This window comes from Hymenobacter miniatus (genome assembly GCF_016427455.1).
GTDB classification, from domain to species: domain Bacteria; phylum Bacteroidota; class Bacteroidia; order Cytophagales; family Hymenobacteraceae; genus Hymenobacter; species Hymenobacter armeniacus.
In genome coordinates this window covers 233,980-248,156 of record NZ_JAELXR010000010.1, presented here as the reverse complement: position 1 = coordinate 248,156, position 14,177 = coordinate 233,980, and the positions used below count along the sequence as shown (strand labels likewise).

Here is a 14,177-nt window from a genome sequence, read left to right as displayed (position 1 = left end):
CTACCTCGCCTTTGCCGGGCTCATGCTCGCCAAAGCCGCTGGCCTTAACTTGCTCCCAGGTGCATAACACCTTCTAGAGACTTGGTATCCATGGTGGAAACAAAGTTAACACATGCGCAATAATTTATGTGTGCTCAACCAGGGAGAAATAGCAAAGGTTCTGGTCCTGCCTTCTAGTTGCAGACAACCGGCAGCGTGTCGATAGGCGTTAAGAGACAGTTAAGGGGCGGTGCTGGAAGACAATTTTCCGGCGACCTATAAGGACTGAGGGCGATTTGAGGAGCAGGGTGGAAACGAAACGAGCGGGCCAGATGATGCGCTCATGTTAATTTAAGGGGACATCTCCCAACCCGACCGCGTGCTCAAAGCCTTGGGTCTCGCCTAGACCACCATTCAAGTGAACAGCCTCACTGCATATGGAAGTGTGTTTGGCAATAGTCCATCGCTGCCCGGAAGCGCGGGATACACGCGCTTGCACTCGATTGAAACGAGTGTTTGGTGGCTTCCTGCTCTTTGGTAGACCGGTATCGCTCCCACAAGCCGCCCGGCGCCAAGAAGGGACCAGCGTGGCCCGTGCCGCGTTGCGCATCAATCCAGAGCAGGGCCGGCAGGGCCCATTCTTGGTCATACGCCAAGTCTGGGCGGGGCAGGTATTGGGCAGGTACTGCGTCAGGTGTGACGCACCGGCTTCCGTGGCAAAGCACGCGAGCGCAAAACAGTGGCCCTGGCCGGCAAAGCACGTCTTGCTCGCCACCAAGAGGTCCCCGATGGCGGGGCCAAACTGGCGCCACCCTTTCAGGCCACACAGCCAACTGCCCACTAATTGCTCTCGCCAGTACCCGCCCAGCAGGCGCTGGACGACGCTTTCCTCCAACGCGGCCAACGCGGTGGCCGCCCAGCGGTTGAACAAGACCTGTTCGTTAGTGGGCGCTTGTAAGTAATTGGCGCCTAACACCAGTAGGTGATGAGGCGTTACCCATCGACTTTTAAACTCCGGGTCCCACGGCTTATTGAGCATATCCTAAACATACCCTCCATTCGGCAAACCACTAGCAGCAGCCCGCTACCAAGTGCCCGCAAGCGACTGCGGCACTTAGCGAGTCCAAAAAACTCGTCTACTAATCAACGTTTGCGAAACGTGCCAAGTAGATGAGTTTCGTGAACTCCATTCCATCTTACAACCGATTGCCTTTTGCAGGTTGGGATAAACGCGGAGAAAGAGTGTTGGCCCGCGCCGCCAGATTCTTCGGCCCTGGTCACCATTCTGGCCGCTGGGATAGCCGCAGCTCCTGGCCCTCGAAACGGCGCAGGCCGTGGTCGTGGCCGCTTGCTTTTTCATTCCGTTGTTCCTTCCCGCCCACATAACCTTTTCCTAGTGCCTGAGGTAAGCCAAACGCCCCTAGCTTCGCTTTCATGAAAACCCTGTACCTCCTTCGCCACGCCAAATCCAGTTGGAGCTTCGACGAGCTCAGCGACCAGGAACGCCCCCTCAACGACCGGGGCCGCGACGACGCGCCCCTCATGGGCAAGGCCCTGGCCAAGCGCCGCATCTGCCCCGATTTGGTGGTGAGCTCGCCGGCCGTGCGCGCCATGAGCACGGCCGTGCTGGTGGCCCGCGAAATGCAGTACCCCCACGACAAGATTGTGGTCGACGCCGGCATCTACAACACCGACGTGGACGGCCTGCTTGGCGTCATTCACCACCTGCCCGACACGGCCGCTTCGGTGCTGCTGGTGGGCCACAACCCCACCATCACCGAAACGGCCAACGAGCTGTCGCCGTCGTCGCTGAACGAGATGCCCACCGCCGCCGTGGTGTGCCTGCGCTTCGACACCGACCGCTGGGAAGAGGTGGCCAAGGCCAACGCGGAGTTCTACTTCTACGACTACCCGCGCAACGCGGAATAGCGGGTAGTAAGGGGGATTAACAAAAAAAGAACGTCATGCTGCGCGCAGCCGAAGCATCTCTACCGTAGAAGTAATTATTTGCTTGTGCAGTAGAGCGGCTTCGGCTGCGCGTACGCTAGATAAGCATGACGTTCTGTTCACTCTTCAATCACCCCACACGAATTGAAAGTCCTTTCCCGCGACCTGAGCTGGCTGCGTTTCAACGCCCGCGTGCTACAAGAAGCCCAGAGCCCCGCCGTGCCGCTGCTGGAGCGGCTCAAGTTCCTGGCCATTTTCAGCAGCAACCTCGACGAGTTTTTCAAGGTGCGGGTGGCCACGCTGCGGCGCCTGGCCAAGCTCAAAAAGAAAACCCGCGCCAAGCTCAGCGAGCGGCCCAAGCGCGTGCTGAAGGAAGTGCTGGCCGAGGTGGCCAGGCAGCAGGAGGAGTTTGGGGCCACGTTTCGGGAGCAGTTGCTGCCGGCCCTCAACGACCACCGCATTCACCTCATCAGCGAGGCCGAACTGACCGACGCGCAACGCGAATGGACGCGGCAGTACTTTCAGAAAAACGTGCGCGACCTGCTCTCGCCCGTGGCGCTGGATGAGACGCTGCACCATCTCTTTCTGAAGGACCAGGCCGTGTACCTCACCTTTTTTCTGAGTGAGCCGCGCGAGCACAAAGGCAAAACAGAGGCCGAGCGCGTGCTGGTGATGGAGCTGCCCACCAAGCGCCACGGCGGCCGCTTCGTGCGCCTGCCCGACGAGGGCGACGAGCGGTTTGTGCTGTTTCTGGACGACGTGATTCGTGTGGGCGCGGCCGAACTCTTCCCGGCCTACGCGCGGGTGGAGGTCAACGCCATCAAGCTCTCGCGCGATGCCGAGCTCGACATCGAGGAAGAAGTGTCGGGCGACCTGATGGAGAAAATCCGCAGCAGCTTGGCCAAGCGCGCCACCGGTTTCCCGGCCCGCCTGCTTTTCGACCCGCGCATGCCCGCCGAGGCCCTGCGCGCCATCAAGCAGAAAACCGGCATCACCGACGAAGAGCTGGTGGAAGGCAGCCGCTACCACAACTTCCGCGACTTTTTCGGCTTTCCGGATTTTGGCGAAACCAGCTTTCACTACCCGGAGTGGCCGGCGCTGGCCCACCCCACGCTGCCGCGCACGGGCAGCCTGCTCGACGCCATTGGGCAACGCGACCACCTGCTGCACCCGCCCTACCAAAGCTTCGACTACGTGACGCGCCTGCTGCGCGAAGCCGCCACCGACCCGCGCGTGTCCGGCATCAGCATCACGCTCTACCGCGTGGCCAGCAAAAGCGCCGTGGTGAAGGCCCTGCTCAAAGCCGCCAAGCACGGCAAGCAGGTGACGGCCGTGGTGGAGCTGAAGGCGCGGTTTGATGAGGAATCCAACTTGTTTTGGGCCGACAAGCTGAAGCGCGCCGGCGCCCACGTCGTGTTCACGCCGCCCGAGCTCAAGTGCCACAGCAAGCTGCTGCTCATTGCGCGCCGCGAGGCCGACGAAACCACCCGCCGCTACGGCTACTTCAGCACCGGCAACTTCAACGAAAGCACGGCCGGCCTCTACACCGACCACGGCCTGTTCACGGCCGACGAGCGCCTCACGCGCGAGTCGGCCGCCGTGTTCGACTACCTGCTCGACCAGAGCACCGTGCCCTCGCTGGAGCACCTGCTGGTGGCGCCCTTCGGACTGCGCCCCGGCCTCAACGTCCTTATCGACTACGAAATCAAGCAGGCCAAGAAAGGCAAAGACGCGTCCATCATCCTCAAGGTGAACGCCATCGAGGACGAGGGCATGATAGCCAAGCTCTACGAAGCCAGCAAGGCCGGTGTCCGCATCGAGCTCATCGTGCGCGGCATTGGGCGCCTGCTGCCGGGCCTGCCCGACTGTAGCGCCACCATTCAGCAGCGCGGCCTCGTGGACCGGTATCTGGAGCACAGCCGGGTGTACGTGTTCGGCCACGGCGGCGAAGAAAAAGTCTACGTGTCGTCGGCCGACTGGATGACCCGCAACCTCGACCGGCGCGTGGAAGTGGCCTTCCCCATCCTCGACGACGGCCTGCGCGCCGAAGTGCGCCACCTGCTGGACCTGCAGCGCCGCGACAACGTGAAAGCCCGCGATTTCGACAACAACTTCATTGCCGCGGATGCCGGCGAGAAACCCTTGCGGGCCCAGGAAGCCACCTACGCGTGGCTAAAAGGCCTGAAACGCCGCCTGGCAAAGAAGCAGTGAAACGAAAAACGGCCATGCTGCTTTCGTGCTCTTGCTTCGACGTGGCTGCTTAAAAGGCCACCTTCTGCTGCTGCGACGGGCCGGTGGCCGGCTGCAGTTTGAACACGTAGAGGCCCTGCCAGCGGCTGGTGCCGGGCACGGGCAGCCGGGTGATGCCGGCGGGCAAGGCCACGGTCTGCTGCCACACGGTGCGGCCCACCAAGTCGGTGGCGGTTAGCTGCACGGTTTGGGCGCGGGGGCTTTGCAGCTGCAGCTGCAGCGTGGTGCCCGTGGGCACTGGGTTGGGGAAAGCCTGCAGGCTGAGCGCCGGCTGGGCGGCCCCGTCGCGCTGCACCATTACCACGGGCGAGTAGCTGGCCGGGCCGTCGCGGTCCTGCATCAGCAGGCGGTAGTAGGCCAGGCCAGCGGGCGGGGCGGTGTCGGGCAGGGCGTAGCTGTGGGCGGTGCTGGTGTTGGTGGCCGGCACCCGGCCCAGGGCGGCAAAAGTGGCCCCGTCGAGGCTGCGTTGCACTTCAAAATACGCCACTTTTTCTTCCGAAGCCGTGGCCCATTCCAGCTCGTTCACCGGCCCGGCGGCCCGGCCCGTGAAGCGCGAAAGCACCACCGGCAGCGGGTTGCCGGTGATGGTGACGCGCCGGCTGTTGGTGCTGAGCTGGCCGCAGGGCGCCACGCTGCTCAAGGCCGTTTGCAAACCGCTGAGCAAGGCGTTTTGCAAGGAGCTCACGTTGTGGCCGCCTTGAACCAGCAGGCCGTACACGTCGTAGGTGCCGGCCGGCAGGGCGCGCAAGTCGGCGGTAGGGGCCACCTGTACCACGGCGTTGGTCGCGGTGTTCACCACGGCGTACTGGTACTCGTAGCCGAGGTCCTGCAGGGGCGCAAACACCTTGCCCCCGGCCGGCGACGACGTGAACGTGACGGCGTAGGCGCCCACCGCGGGCGCCGAGGGCGTGGTGCTGCCGAAGTCGGACAGCACCAGCGTGTAGCGCTGCCCGGCCGTGAGGGCCACCGTGATGCTGCGCGACAGAAAAGTGCTGGGGATAAAGTTGTTGGCCAGTACGTTTCGGCAGGGGTCGCTGGGCACAAAGCCGTTGCTGTCGTACACCCGAATGACCATGTTGCCGAAGCCCGTGGGCGTGTTGATGGTGTAGGTGGCCGTGGTCGAAGGCACAAACACGTAGCTGTCGTAGTACTCGACGTTGCTGTAGCGGAAGCAGGTGCTGACGTTGTTGGACAGGTACGTGGTGGGGTCGGTGGCGGCAATGATGCCGCTGAGCTGGTTCACGCCGGTGAGCTCGGTCAGGCTGAAGGCGTTCTGGGTCAGGTTCAGGGCGGCGTCGCCGGCGGGGGCGCTCACCGCAGTGGCGGGCAGCAGCTGCGAGGCCACCGGCGCGCAGACCCCGATGGGGAAATCCACGTCGTTGATGTCGAAGAAAACGTTGCCCACGGCCTCCACGCGGATGCGGGCCTGCGTGGTCGTCACCACCGGAACGGTCACGGCCGCCGCGCCGTCGTTGGGCGTGGCGGCGGCCAGCACCGTCGGGAAGGTTTGCCCGCCGTCGGTGGACAGCGTGATGCGCACCTGGCTCGCGTTGATGGGCGCCGCGTCGGTGCCGTTCACGGCCCACGTCACGGTGGCGGGCTGGCCGGCTATCCAGAGGGCGGCCGTGTTCTGGGCGGTCACGGCAAAGGGGCCGGTGTTGGGGGCCACGGTCAGGGTTACGTTGTCGGTGGTGAAGGTGCCGCCGCTGGCGCGCTGGTCGCGGGCCGTCACCACGAAGTGCAGGTCGCGGCCTACGTTGGGCAGCGCCTCGCCCAGAATGTCGGCCGGGCGGTTGCTGTTGGCCAGCACGTACTGCAGGTCGGGAAAGGTGCGGCTGGGCGCAGTGCGCGGCGGCCGCGGCCGAAACAGCGGCGCCTCGGGGTCGTCGACGGCCGCCAGGCCGCCCGTGCCCGCAATGCTGCCCAGGGCGTTGAGGTTGGTGGTGTAGTCGAACTGGTTCCAGGTATACACCAGGGCTTCGCCGTCGGGGTCGGCGCCGCTGGCCGTGAGGGTGAAGGGCGTGTTGCGCGGAATCACGTAGTCGGCCCCGGCGTCCAGGGTTGGGGGGCGGTTGGCGTTGGTGGTCACCGTGGGGCAGCTCACGCTCAGCAGCTCAGCGCGCATCTGGTTGAGCGAGTGGGTGTTGAAATGGTCTTCGTCGGTGGCGCCCACGCCCTGCAGCGTCTGCGCGCCGCACACGTAGGTGTAGCCCATGATGGTGGCCCCGCCACCGGGCTCCAGGTTGCTGCCCAGCGAGCCGCTGCCGCAGGGCCCCGTAAACGTGTGCGAGGCCCCGTGCTGGTGCCCCATCTCGTGGGCCAGCACCTGCCGGAAGCCCGTGGGCCGCACCCCCGACCACGCCCCGGCCCGGTAGGTCAGGTTGCTGTTGCAGATGATGCCCACGTAGGCCACGCCCCCGCCGCCGTTGTGGAAGCAGTGGCCCAAGTCGTAGGAACTACTGGCAAAGCGGCTGCCGATGAAGCCCGCCACTTCGCCCAGGTTTTGCTCGCGCAGCCGGCCCGTGGCCGCCGCTGCCGAGCTAGCCAGGGTGGCCGTGGTCATGGCCGAGAAATAGTAGGTGCCGCTGGTGGGCAGCGCCAGCTCAAAGCTCACCGACAGCTCCTGCGAGTACAGGGCCGACATCTGGTTCATGGCCGTCACCACGGCCAGCTCCACCAGCGCGTCGGTGCCGCCGTTGTCGGTATAAAACTCCTGCGTGACGAGAATGGCATAGCGAATGCGCCGCAGCTGGGTGCCAAAGCTGAACGGGGCCGGCAAGGTGGAGAAGCTACCGGCCCGCCGGAGTCCGCCGGCGGCATCGACCACACCGCAGGGGCCGGCATCGGGCACGGTGGGTTGCAACTGGTAGTCCTGGCTCTGGCCATTGGGCACGGGCCGCAGGCTGGCCGCCTCCGCGCCCCCCGCAAAATCGGCCGTCAGGCTTTTGGCCGTCAGCACGACGGACACGCGGTGGGCGGGTACGCTAACTTCATGGCCCACGAAGGTGCGCAGCCGCCGCTGGGCTGCCGCATCGGCTGCCGGCAGCACAAACGACTCGGTGAGCACGAAGGGCTGCACCCCCGCCAGCGTGGGCAGGCTCACGCGGTAGGTGGCGGCCTGCCGGGCCGCTACGCCAGCCCCCGGCGCTGGTGCCAGCTGCTGCCGCAGCAGCGCCACGTCGAGGGCCACGCGCCGGGCCGGGCCGGGCTGCGGGCGCAGCGTTTGGGCCGTAGCCAGGTGGTTGGTGCCGGCCAGCGCCAGCAAGAGCGCGAAAGCAAATAATATAACTTTTTTCATTGAATAATGAAATGAAAAAACGAGGAGGATGGCCGCTGCCACCCCAAGTTCACTGTGCGACACTGGCCGATTTTACAAAGCCAGGGCACGGGTGCAAACCGCCAAAAGTGCCGATATAGTTGCATAAACAGGCAAACACACGGCGGGCAACTAGCAAGTTACGGCAAACTGCTGGTAGCCATTAGGCGTGGCCGGGCCGATACATCAGCTTGAAACCAACAAAAATGGCCAGTCTCGCGACTGGCCATGAATGGGGTAGATATTGAATTAAACCGGTAAGCAAGCCTGGCCGGCGGCCGGCCAAATGCGCCCCGGGGGCTAGGCTTACCGCCGCACGCCGGCTTTTTCCAGCAGCTTGCGCGGCGGCGTGATGAACAGCTCCAGGCTGGCGTAGGGCGCGCCGTTCAGCTGCGAGTCGATGATTTTCTCGCGGTCGGCGTTGGTGCGGTCAAAGGCGTCGAAGGCGTAGTTGTAGCGGTAGCCGCCCTCGGCGCCCAGCCACAGAAAGCTCAGTAGCTCGCGCTCCCAGCGCAGCCGGAATTTGACTTCGGTTTCGCGCAGCTCCAGGGTGCTGAGCACGGCCTTGCTGAGGTCGGGGCTGCCGTCGGCGTTTTTGCGGGCCAGCGGGGCACGGCTCAGGTGCACGATGTAGTTGTAGCCGTCCACGGTGTAGCCGGCGTAGAGGATGGAACTGGGGTTGACGTTGTAGCGCAGCGTGATGCGGGCCGGCGCCAGCGCCTCCACGCCCCAGCGGTTGTTGAAGGTGCGGTTGTACACCACGGCCGGGTACAGGCTGAGCCGCCCAAACGTGTAGCCGTACTGAAAGCCCACGCCCCACGAAAAATTCGGGCTGCGCTTCCAGCCGTAAATGGCCTCGGCCGAAAAGCGGGAATAATCCGACTTGGTCAGCTCGTTCGAGGTGTAGTCGCCGCTGAGCTCGCCCTTCACGCGGGCCAAGTACCAGTGCACGTCGTCGACGGGCCGGATGACGGCCACCTGGGCGGCCGTGCTTTTCAGGCCTTTGTTTTCGATGTTGTCGTAGAGCTCGTAGGTGGTAGGCAACTGCGCAAATTGAAACTCTTCGCGCTCGTAGCTCAGCCCCACGATGACCTTGAGGTGCGGCCGGTTCCAGGCCGGAATGTAGCCTTTGATGGACAGGCGGGCATTTTTGGTGGCCTCGGTGCTGAAATCGTTCAGCCCCTGCACCTGCGCCGACGACGACACTCCGAACCTCGGCATGCGCTCGTAGCGCACTATCAGGCCCTTGCTGGGGCCCATGCCCAGCACCGAGGGGTTGGCAAACTGCTGCTTGTCGCGCAGTTGGGCGTCGTTGGCGGCCGTGTCCTGGGCCGTGGGAGCGGCGGGCGGGTACACCCGCTCCTGTACCTGCGCGCGGGCCGCGCCCGCCGTGCCCAGCAGCGCGGCCGCCAGCGTGGCCCGGCGAAATATCGAATCTGACATAAGGGAGCAAACCGGCCTGAATGGCTCAGTTTGCTCCCATACGCGAAAACCTCAACTAAGGCCACCCGTGGCCATTTGGTAACATGCGCGTAACACGCGGCTACTCGGCGGCCGTCTGGTAGGGGTAGCGCTGCTGGTGCAGGGCCGCCACGCGCTTGGCCAGCAACTCGCGCAGCTCTTCCAGGTTGGTGCGCTGCTGCGCCGACACGAACACCACGGGGTCGTGTAGCTTGGCCATGTAGGTGGCCTGCAACTGGGCCAGCGGCGGGCGCGGAGCGGCTGCTTCCTCGTCTTCCGACTCGCGCACTTCGCCGAAGGGGTCCTGTTCGGCCTCGTCGGGCTTGTACTGGTCTATTTTGTTGAACACCAGCAGCACCGGCTTGTCGGCGGCGCCGATGTCAGCCAGCGTATCGTTCACCACCTGAATTTGTTCCTCGAAGCCGGGGTGCGAAATGTCCACCACGTGCAGCAGCAGGTCGGCTTCGCGGATTTCATCGAGCGTGCTCTTGAAGCTCTCGATGAGCTTGGTGGGCAGCTTGCGGATGAACCCCACCGTGTCGGACAGCAGAAAAGGATTGTTGTCGAGCACCACTTTGCGGGTGGTGGCGTCCACGGTGGCGAAAAGCTTGTTTTCAGCAAACACGTCGGCCTTGCCCAGCACGTTCATTAGCGTGCTTTTACCCACGTTGGTGTAGCCCACCAGCGCCACGCGCACCAGGCCGCCGCGGCTTTTGCGCTGAGTGTGGCTCTGCTTGTCGAGGTCTTCGAGTTTTTCTTTCAGAAACGCAATGCGGTCGCGCACGATGCGGCGGTCGGTTTCAATCTCGGTTTCACCCGGGCCCTTCATGCCCACGCCGCCACGCTGCTTGTCCAAGTGGGTCCAGAGGCCCGTCAGGCGGGGCAGCAGGTACTGGTACTGCGCCAGCTCCACCTGCGTGCGCGAAGTGGCCGACTTGGCGCGCAAGGCGAAAATATCCAGAATCAGCAGCGAGCGGTCGACAATTTTGACCAGCAGCTCGGCTTCCAGGTTGCGGAGCTGGGAAGGGGAGAGGTCGTCGTCGAACACGACCATGCTGCTGCCCTCGTGCTGCACGTAGGCCTTGATTTCGGCCAGCTTGCCCTCGCCCACGTAGGTGCGGATGTCGGGTTTTTCGAGGCGCTGCACGAAGCGCTTGGTGGCGGTGGCGCCGGCCGTTTCAATCAGAAACGCCAGCTCGTCGAGGTATTCTTGGGTCTGGGCCTCGGACTGCCGGCGCGGGGGCACGCTCACCAGCACGGCGGTTTCCTGCTCCTTGGCGGTTTCGTAGGTGCCGTTGTCGGCGGCTTTGGCCAGGATGCGGCCGGCGCGCCCCTTCACGTTGTCGGTGGCGCCGATGTGGCGGGTGCTGTTGGTGTGCTTTCTGCCGCCGGATTGGGTGGTTGCCATGGGATGGGAGGTGCTTGGTGGTTGAAGCTTAGTGCTTGGTCGGTGGGGCGTCGGGGGGGGGCTGTTGTCCTGAGCGCAGAGAAGGACCTTTTCGCGTTGGAACGACTTGCGATTATCAAACGAAGCAAACGTGAAAAGGTCCTGTGCTGCGCTCAGGATAGCAGATTTTTTCAATAGCCAAGCGCTACTTCAGCGTCAGCGAATAGGCCACCACTTGCTGCACCTGCGCCGGCGTGAGCACCTTGCCGAAGGCCGGCATCTTGCCCATGCCGTTGGTAACGAGGTAGGTGCGCCCAAAGGCGTTGAGGTTGCTTTTGGTGAGGTCGTGGGCGCCGTTGAGGCCTTTTTTGCCGTTGGCGCCGTGGCAGCGGGCGCAGTTTTTTTGGAAGAGGGCCTGGCCCGGCACCTGCGGCGGGCCCGCCAGCGCCAGCTGCGGCAAGAAGGCCAGCAAAGCGAAAAATCGAAAATTCATACCGGGGCTAACACAAAATCAGGCCACAAAGTACCGGCGGAAACGGTGAAATGACGAGGTAGTGAAATAGTGAGCTTTGCCTCGAACTGGCTTGGGTAAAATCCGTAAGGGCGACCTTTGCTCCCAAACTTCCCATTTCACTACTCATCACCTCACCGTTTTGCGCGTCGCCATCGTCATCAACACTAGCTGGAACATCTGGAATTTTCGCGCCAGTCTCGTGCGGGCCCTGCAGGCCGCCGGCCACGACGTGCTGGCCATTGCCCCGCCCGACGACTACTCGCAGCGCCTCGAAACCGAGCTGGGCTGCCGCTACGTGCCCATCCTGATGGAGAACAAGGGCACCAACCCGGTAAAAGACGCCGCCCTCACGCGCCGCTTCTACCAAATCTACAAGCGGGAAAAGCCCGACGTGGTGCTGCACTACACCATCAAGCCCAACATCTACGGCAGCATTGCGGCCAAGCTAGCCGGCATTCCCAGCATCAACAACGTGAGCGGGCTGGGCACGGTGTTCATCGTCAAAAATTTCGTGAGCAAGGTGGCGCTGGCGCTCTACCGTTTCGCCTTTCGCTTTCCGCACAAAATTTTCTTTCAGAACGGCGACGACCGGCAGCTGTTCCTCGAAAATGGCCTCGTGCGCCGCGAAATCACCGACCTGCTGCCCGGCTCCGGCGTCGACACCGAGCGGTTTCGGCCGGCCGCGGAGTTTGTGCGCCAAACGCCGTTTGTGTTCCTGATGGTGGCCCGCGTGCTCTATGAGAAAGGCGTGGTGGAGTACTTCGAGGCGGCCAAAATCGTGCGGCAGGCCGTGCCGGGCACCCGCGTGCAGCTGCTGGGCGGACTGGATGAGGCCGGCGGCGTGGGTGTGCCCCGCGCCACGTTTGAGGAGTGGCTGAAGAGCGGCGACATCGAATACCTGGGCCGCTCCGACGACGTGGCGGCCCACCTGCACCGCGCCGACTGCGTGGTGCTGCCCAGCTACCGCGAAGGCACGCCCAAAACCCTGCTCGAAGCCGCCGCCGTGGGCAAGCCCATTGTGACCACCGACGTGCCCGGCTGCCGCGAAACCGTGGTGGACGGCCGCAACGGCTACCTCTGCCAGGTGCGCAGCGGCCAGGACTTGGCCGCCAAGATGCTGCAAGTGCTGCGCCTGAGCGACGCCGACCTGCGCGGCATGGGCCAAAATAGTCGCTACCTTGCCGAAACCAAATTCGACGAGAAACTGGTGCTCGACAAATACGTCTCGGCCGTGGCGGCGGTGAAAAAATGACCCTGCGGGCGGCCCGAGCCCGCCCTACCTTTGCGCCAATGCAAGCCAAAACCCACGCCCTGTCCGGGCTAATTGAATTTATCCCCCGCCTGTTCGGCGACCCCCGTGGCGTGTTCTACGAAACCTACAGCGCCCGCCACATGCAGGAGTTGGGCTTGCCCGCCGACATTCACTGGGTGCAGGACAATCAGTCGAAGTCGCAGCCGGGCGTGGTGCGCGGCCTGCACTTCCAGCGCCCGCCCCACGCGCAGGCCAAGCTGGTGCGCGTGGCCCACGGCCGCGTGCGCGACGTGGTGGTGGACCTGCGGCGCGACTCGCCCACCTACGGCCGGCACTCGCAGGTAGAGCTCAGCGCCGCCGTGGGCAACATCCTGTTCATTCCGGCGGGCTTTGCGCACGGCTTCGTGGCGTTGGAAGAAGACACCTTGTTTCTCTACAAATGCTCGGACTACTACGCGCCCGCCAGCGAAGGCGGCCTGCTGTGGAACGACCCCGCCCTGGACATCAACTGGGGCGTAGCCGACGCCATGGTTTCGGCCAAGGACGCCACTCTGCCCACGCTGGCTGAGTTCGAGAGCCCGTTTTAGGACAGTGAACAGTTAGCAGTTGGCAGTTAGCAGTGAGCAGTGAACAGTTAGCATGGGACATCGGGCGGTTCTGCTCACTGCTCACTGCTCACTGCTCACTGTTCACTGCTCACTGTTCACTGAATTACAGCAGCTCCACTAGGGTTTCCAGCGCCATGCCGCGGCTGCCTTTCACCAGCACCAGTTGGTGGCGCACGGGGTGTTGGCGCAGCCAGTCGGCCGCTTCGGCTTTGGTAGGGAAATAGTGGGCGCCGGGCGCCGCGGCGTGGGCGTGCTGCATCTGCTCGCCCACGAGCAGCACCTGCTTAATGGGCAGCCCGGCCAGCAACTGGCCCAGCTTGGCGTGCTCGCTTTGGCTTTCTTCGCCTAGCTCAAACATGTCGCCCAGGATGGCCGCCCGGCCCTGGCCAGCGCTGGCCGGCCGTTGGGCAAAGCTGCGCAGCGCCGCCGCCATGCTGCTGGGGTTGGCGTTGTAGGCGTCGAGCACGAGGTCGTTGCCGCGCTCGGTGCGCACCAGCTGCGAGCGGTTGTTCTGCGGGTTGTACTGGGCCAGGGCGGTGGCCACGCGCGCCGGCGCCACGCCAAAGTGCAGGCCCACGGCGGCGGCGGCGGCCAGGTTGGGGAAGTTGTAGTCGCCGGTGAGCTGGGCGGCCACCTCGGTGCCATCGGCCAGGCGCAGGGCCACGGCGGGCGCGGCCGAGAGCAGCGTGGCGGGATAGGTATCGGCCGGTCCGGGGTAGGTGAGGCGGGTGGGCACCTGGGCCGCCAGGCCGGGCAGCTTGGCGTCGAGGGTGTTGACGAAGGCCGTGCCGCCGGTGCGGGCCAGGTAGTCGAACAGCTCGCCCTTGCCCTTGGCCACGCCCTCGGGCCCGCCAAAGCCTTCGAGGTGGGCTAGGCCGATGTTGGTGATGAGGCCGTGCGTGGGCTGGGCCCACTGGCAGTAGGCCGCGATTTCGCCCTGGTGGTTGGCGCCCATCTCTATCACGGCAAAGTCGTGCTCATCGGCCCGCAGGCGCAGCAGGGTGAGGGGCACGCCGATGTGGTTGTTGAGGTTACCGATGGTGGCCAGCACCTTGAACTGCTGCGCCAGCACGGCCGTGAGCAGCTCTTTGGTGGTGGTTTTGCCGTTGGACCCCGTGACGGCCAGCACCGGAATGCGGAATTGCTCGCGGTGCTCGCGGGCCAACTCCTGCAGGGCCAGCAGCGGGTCGGGGGCGTAGGTGTAGCGCGTGGGGTCGGTGGCGGCCAGGTCGGCATCGTCCACCACGGCGTGGCGGGCGCCTTTGGCCAGCGCCTGGGGCGCAAAGGCCGCACCGCGAAAGCTGGGGCCGTTGAGGGCAAAAAACAGCGTGCCGGGCTGGGGCTGGCGCGAATCGGTGCTGACCAGGCCGCCGGCGGCCTGGTACTGCGAATAGAGCGGAGTGGGCATGAACGGAAACGGGGTGCCGGGTGTAACTTGCTACAAAGGTGGGCGTGATTTTTGT

9 protein-coding genes and 1 pseudogene are annotated in these 14,177 nt (G+C 64.4%); 4 read left to right on the top strand and 6 right to left on the bottom strand.

Going from position 1 to position 14,177, the window contains the following annotated elements; all coding sequences use genetic code 11:
• Window positions 1–407: 407 nt before the first annotated feature.
• Window positions 408–1,018, bottom strand: a pseudogene (locus tag JAO73_RS23510) (DUF6000 family protein).
• A 395-nt stretch (window positions 1,019–1,413) separates the two neighbouring features.
• Here JAO73_RS23510 and JAO73_RS16735 point away from each other — a divergent pair.
• Both JAO73_RS16735 and ppk1 read left to right on the top strand, forming a co-directional pair.
• Complete coding sequence (locus JAO73_RS16735; protein ID WP_190928555.1) at window positions 1,414–1,908, top strand: SixA phosphatase family protein; 495 nt, start codon at window positions 1,414–1,416, stop codon at window positions 1,906–1,908.
• 162 nt (window positions 1,909–2,070) lie between these two features.
• Window positions 2,071–4,137 carry a polyphosphate kinase 1 gene (gene ppk1 / locus JAO73_RS16730; RefSeq protein ID WP_233169250.1) on the top strand — a complete coding sequence of 689 codons (2,067 nt, stop codon included), beginning with the start codon at window positions 2,071–2,073 and terminating at the stop codon, window positions 4,135–4,137.
• Between the two features lie 49 nt (window positions 4,138–4,186).
• Here ppk1 and JAO73_RS16725 read toward each other — a convergent pair whose 3' ends face one another.
• The 4 genes from JAO73_RS16725 to JAO73_RS16710 form a co-directional block, all read right to left on the bottom strand.
• Window positions 4,187–7,474, bottom strand: a complete 3,288-nt coding sequence (locus tag JAO73_RS16725; RefSeq protein WP_198978288.1) for a M12 family metallo-peptidase — start codon at window positions 7,472–7,474, stop codon at window positions 4,187–4,189.
• Between the two features lie 324 nt (window positions 7,475–7,798).
• Entirely contained in the window at window positions 7,799–8,935 is a 1,137-nt protein-coding gene (locus tag JAO73_RS16720) for a DUF6268 family outer membrane beta-barrel protein (RefSeq protein WP_198978287.1), read from the bottom strand.
• 100 nt (window positions 8,936–9,035) lie between these two features.
• The gene (hflX, locus tag JAO73_RS16715) at window positions 9,036–10,361 is read right to left on the bottom strand and encodes a GTPase HflX (RefSeq protein ID WP_198978286.1); all 1,326 of its coding nucleotides are present in this window, start codon (window positions 10,359–10,361) and stop codon (window positions 9,036–9,038) included.
• 184 nt (window positions 10,362–10,545) lie between these two features.
• Window positions 10,546–10,812: a c-type cytochrome gene (locus tag JAO73_RS16710; protein ID WP_198978285.1), complete on the bottom strand. Its 267-nt coding sequence runs from the start codon at window positions 10,810–10,812 to the stop codon at window positions 10,546–10,548.
• Between the two features lie 181 nt (window positions 10,813–10,993).
• Here JAO73_RS16710 and JAO73_RS16705 point away from each other — a divergent pair, with 181 nt between their 5' ends.
• A complete protein-coding gene (locus JAO73_RS16705) occupies window positions 10,994–12,106 on the top strand; it encodes a glycosyltransferase family 4 protein (RefSeq protein WP_198978284.1) in 1,113 nt (370 codons plus the stop codon).
• Between the two features lie 38 nt (window positions 12,107–12,144).
• Window positions 12,145–12,693: a dTDP-4-dehydrorhamnose 3,5-epimerase gene (gene rfbC / locus JAO73_RS16700; RefSeq protein WP_198978283.1), complete on the top strand. Its 549-nt coding sequence runs from the start codon at window positions 12,145–12,147 to the stop codon at window positions 12,691–12,693.
• A 124-nt stretch (window positions 12,694–12,817) separates the two neighbouring features.
• Here rfbC and JAO73_RS16695 read toward each other — a convergent pair whose 3' ends face one another.
• Window positions 12,818–14,122: a UDP-N-acetylmuramoyl-tripeptide--D-alanyl-D-alanine ligase gene (locus JAO73_RS16695; protein ID WP_198978282.1), complete on the bottom strand. Its 1,305-nt coding sequence runs from the start codon at window positions 14,120–14,122 to the stop codon at window positions 12,818–12,820.
• Window positions 14,123–14,177 lie beyond the last annotated feature (55 nt).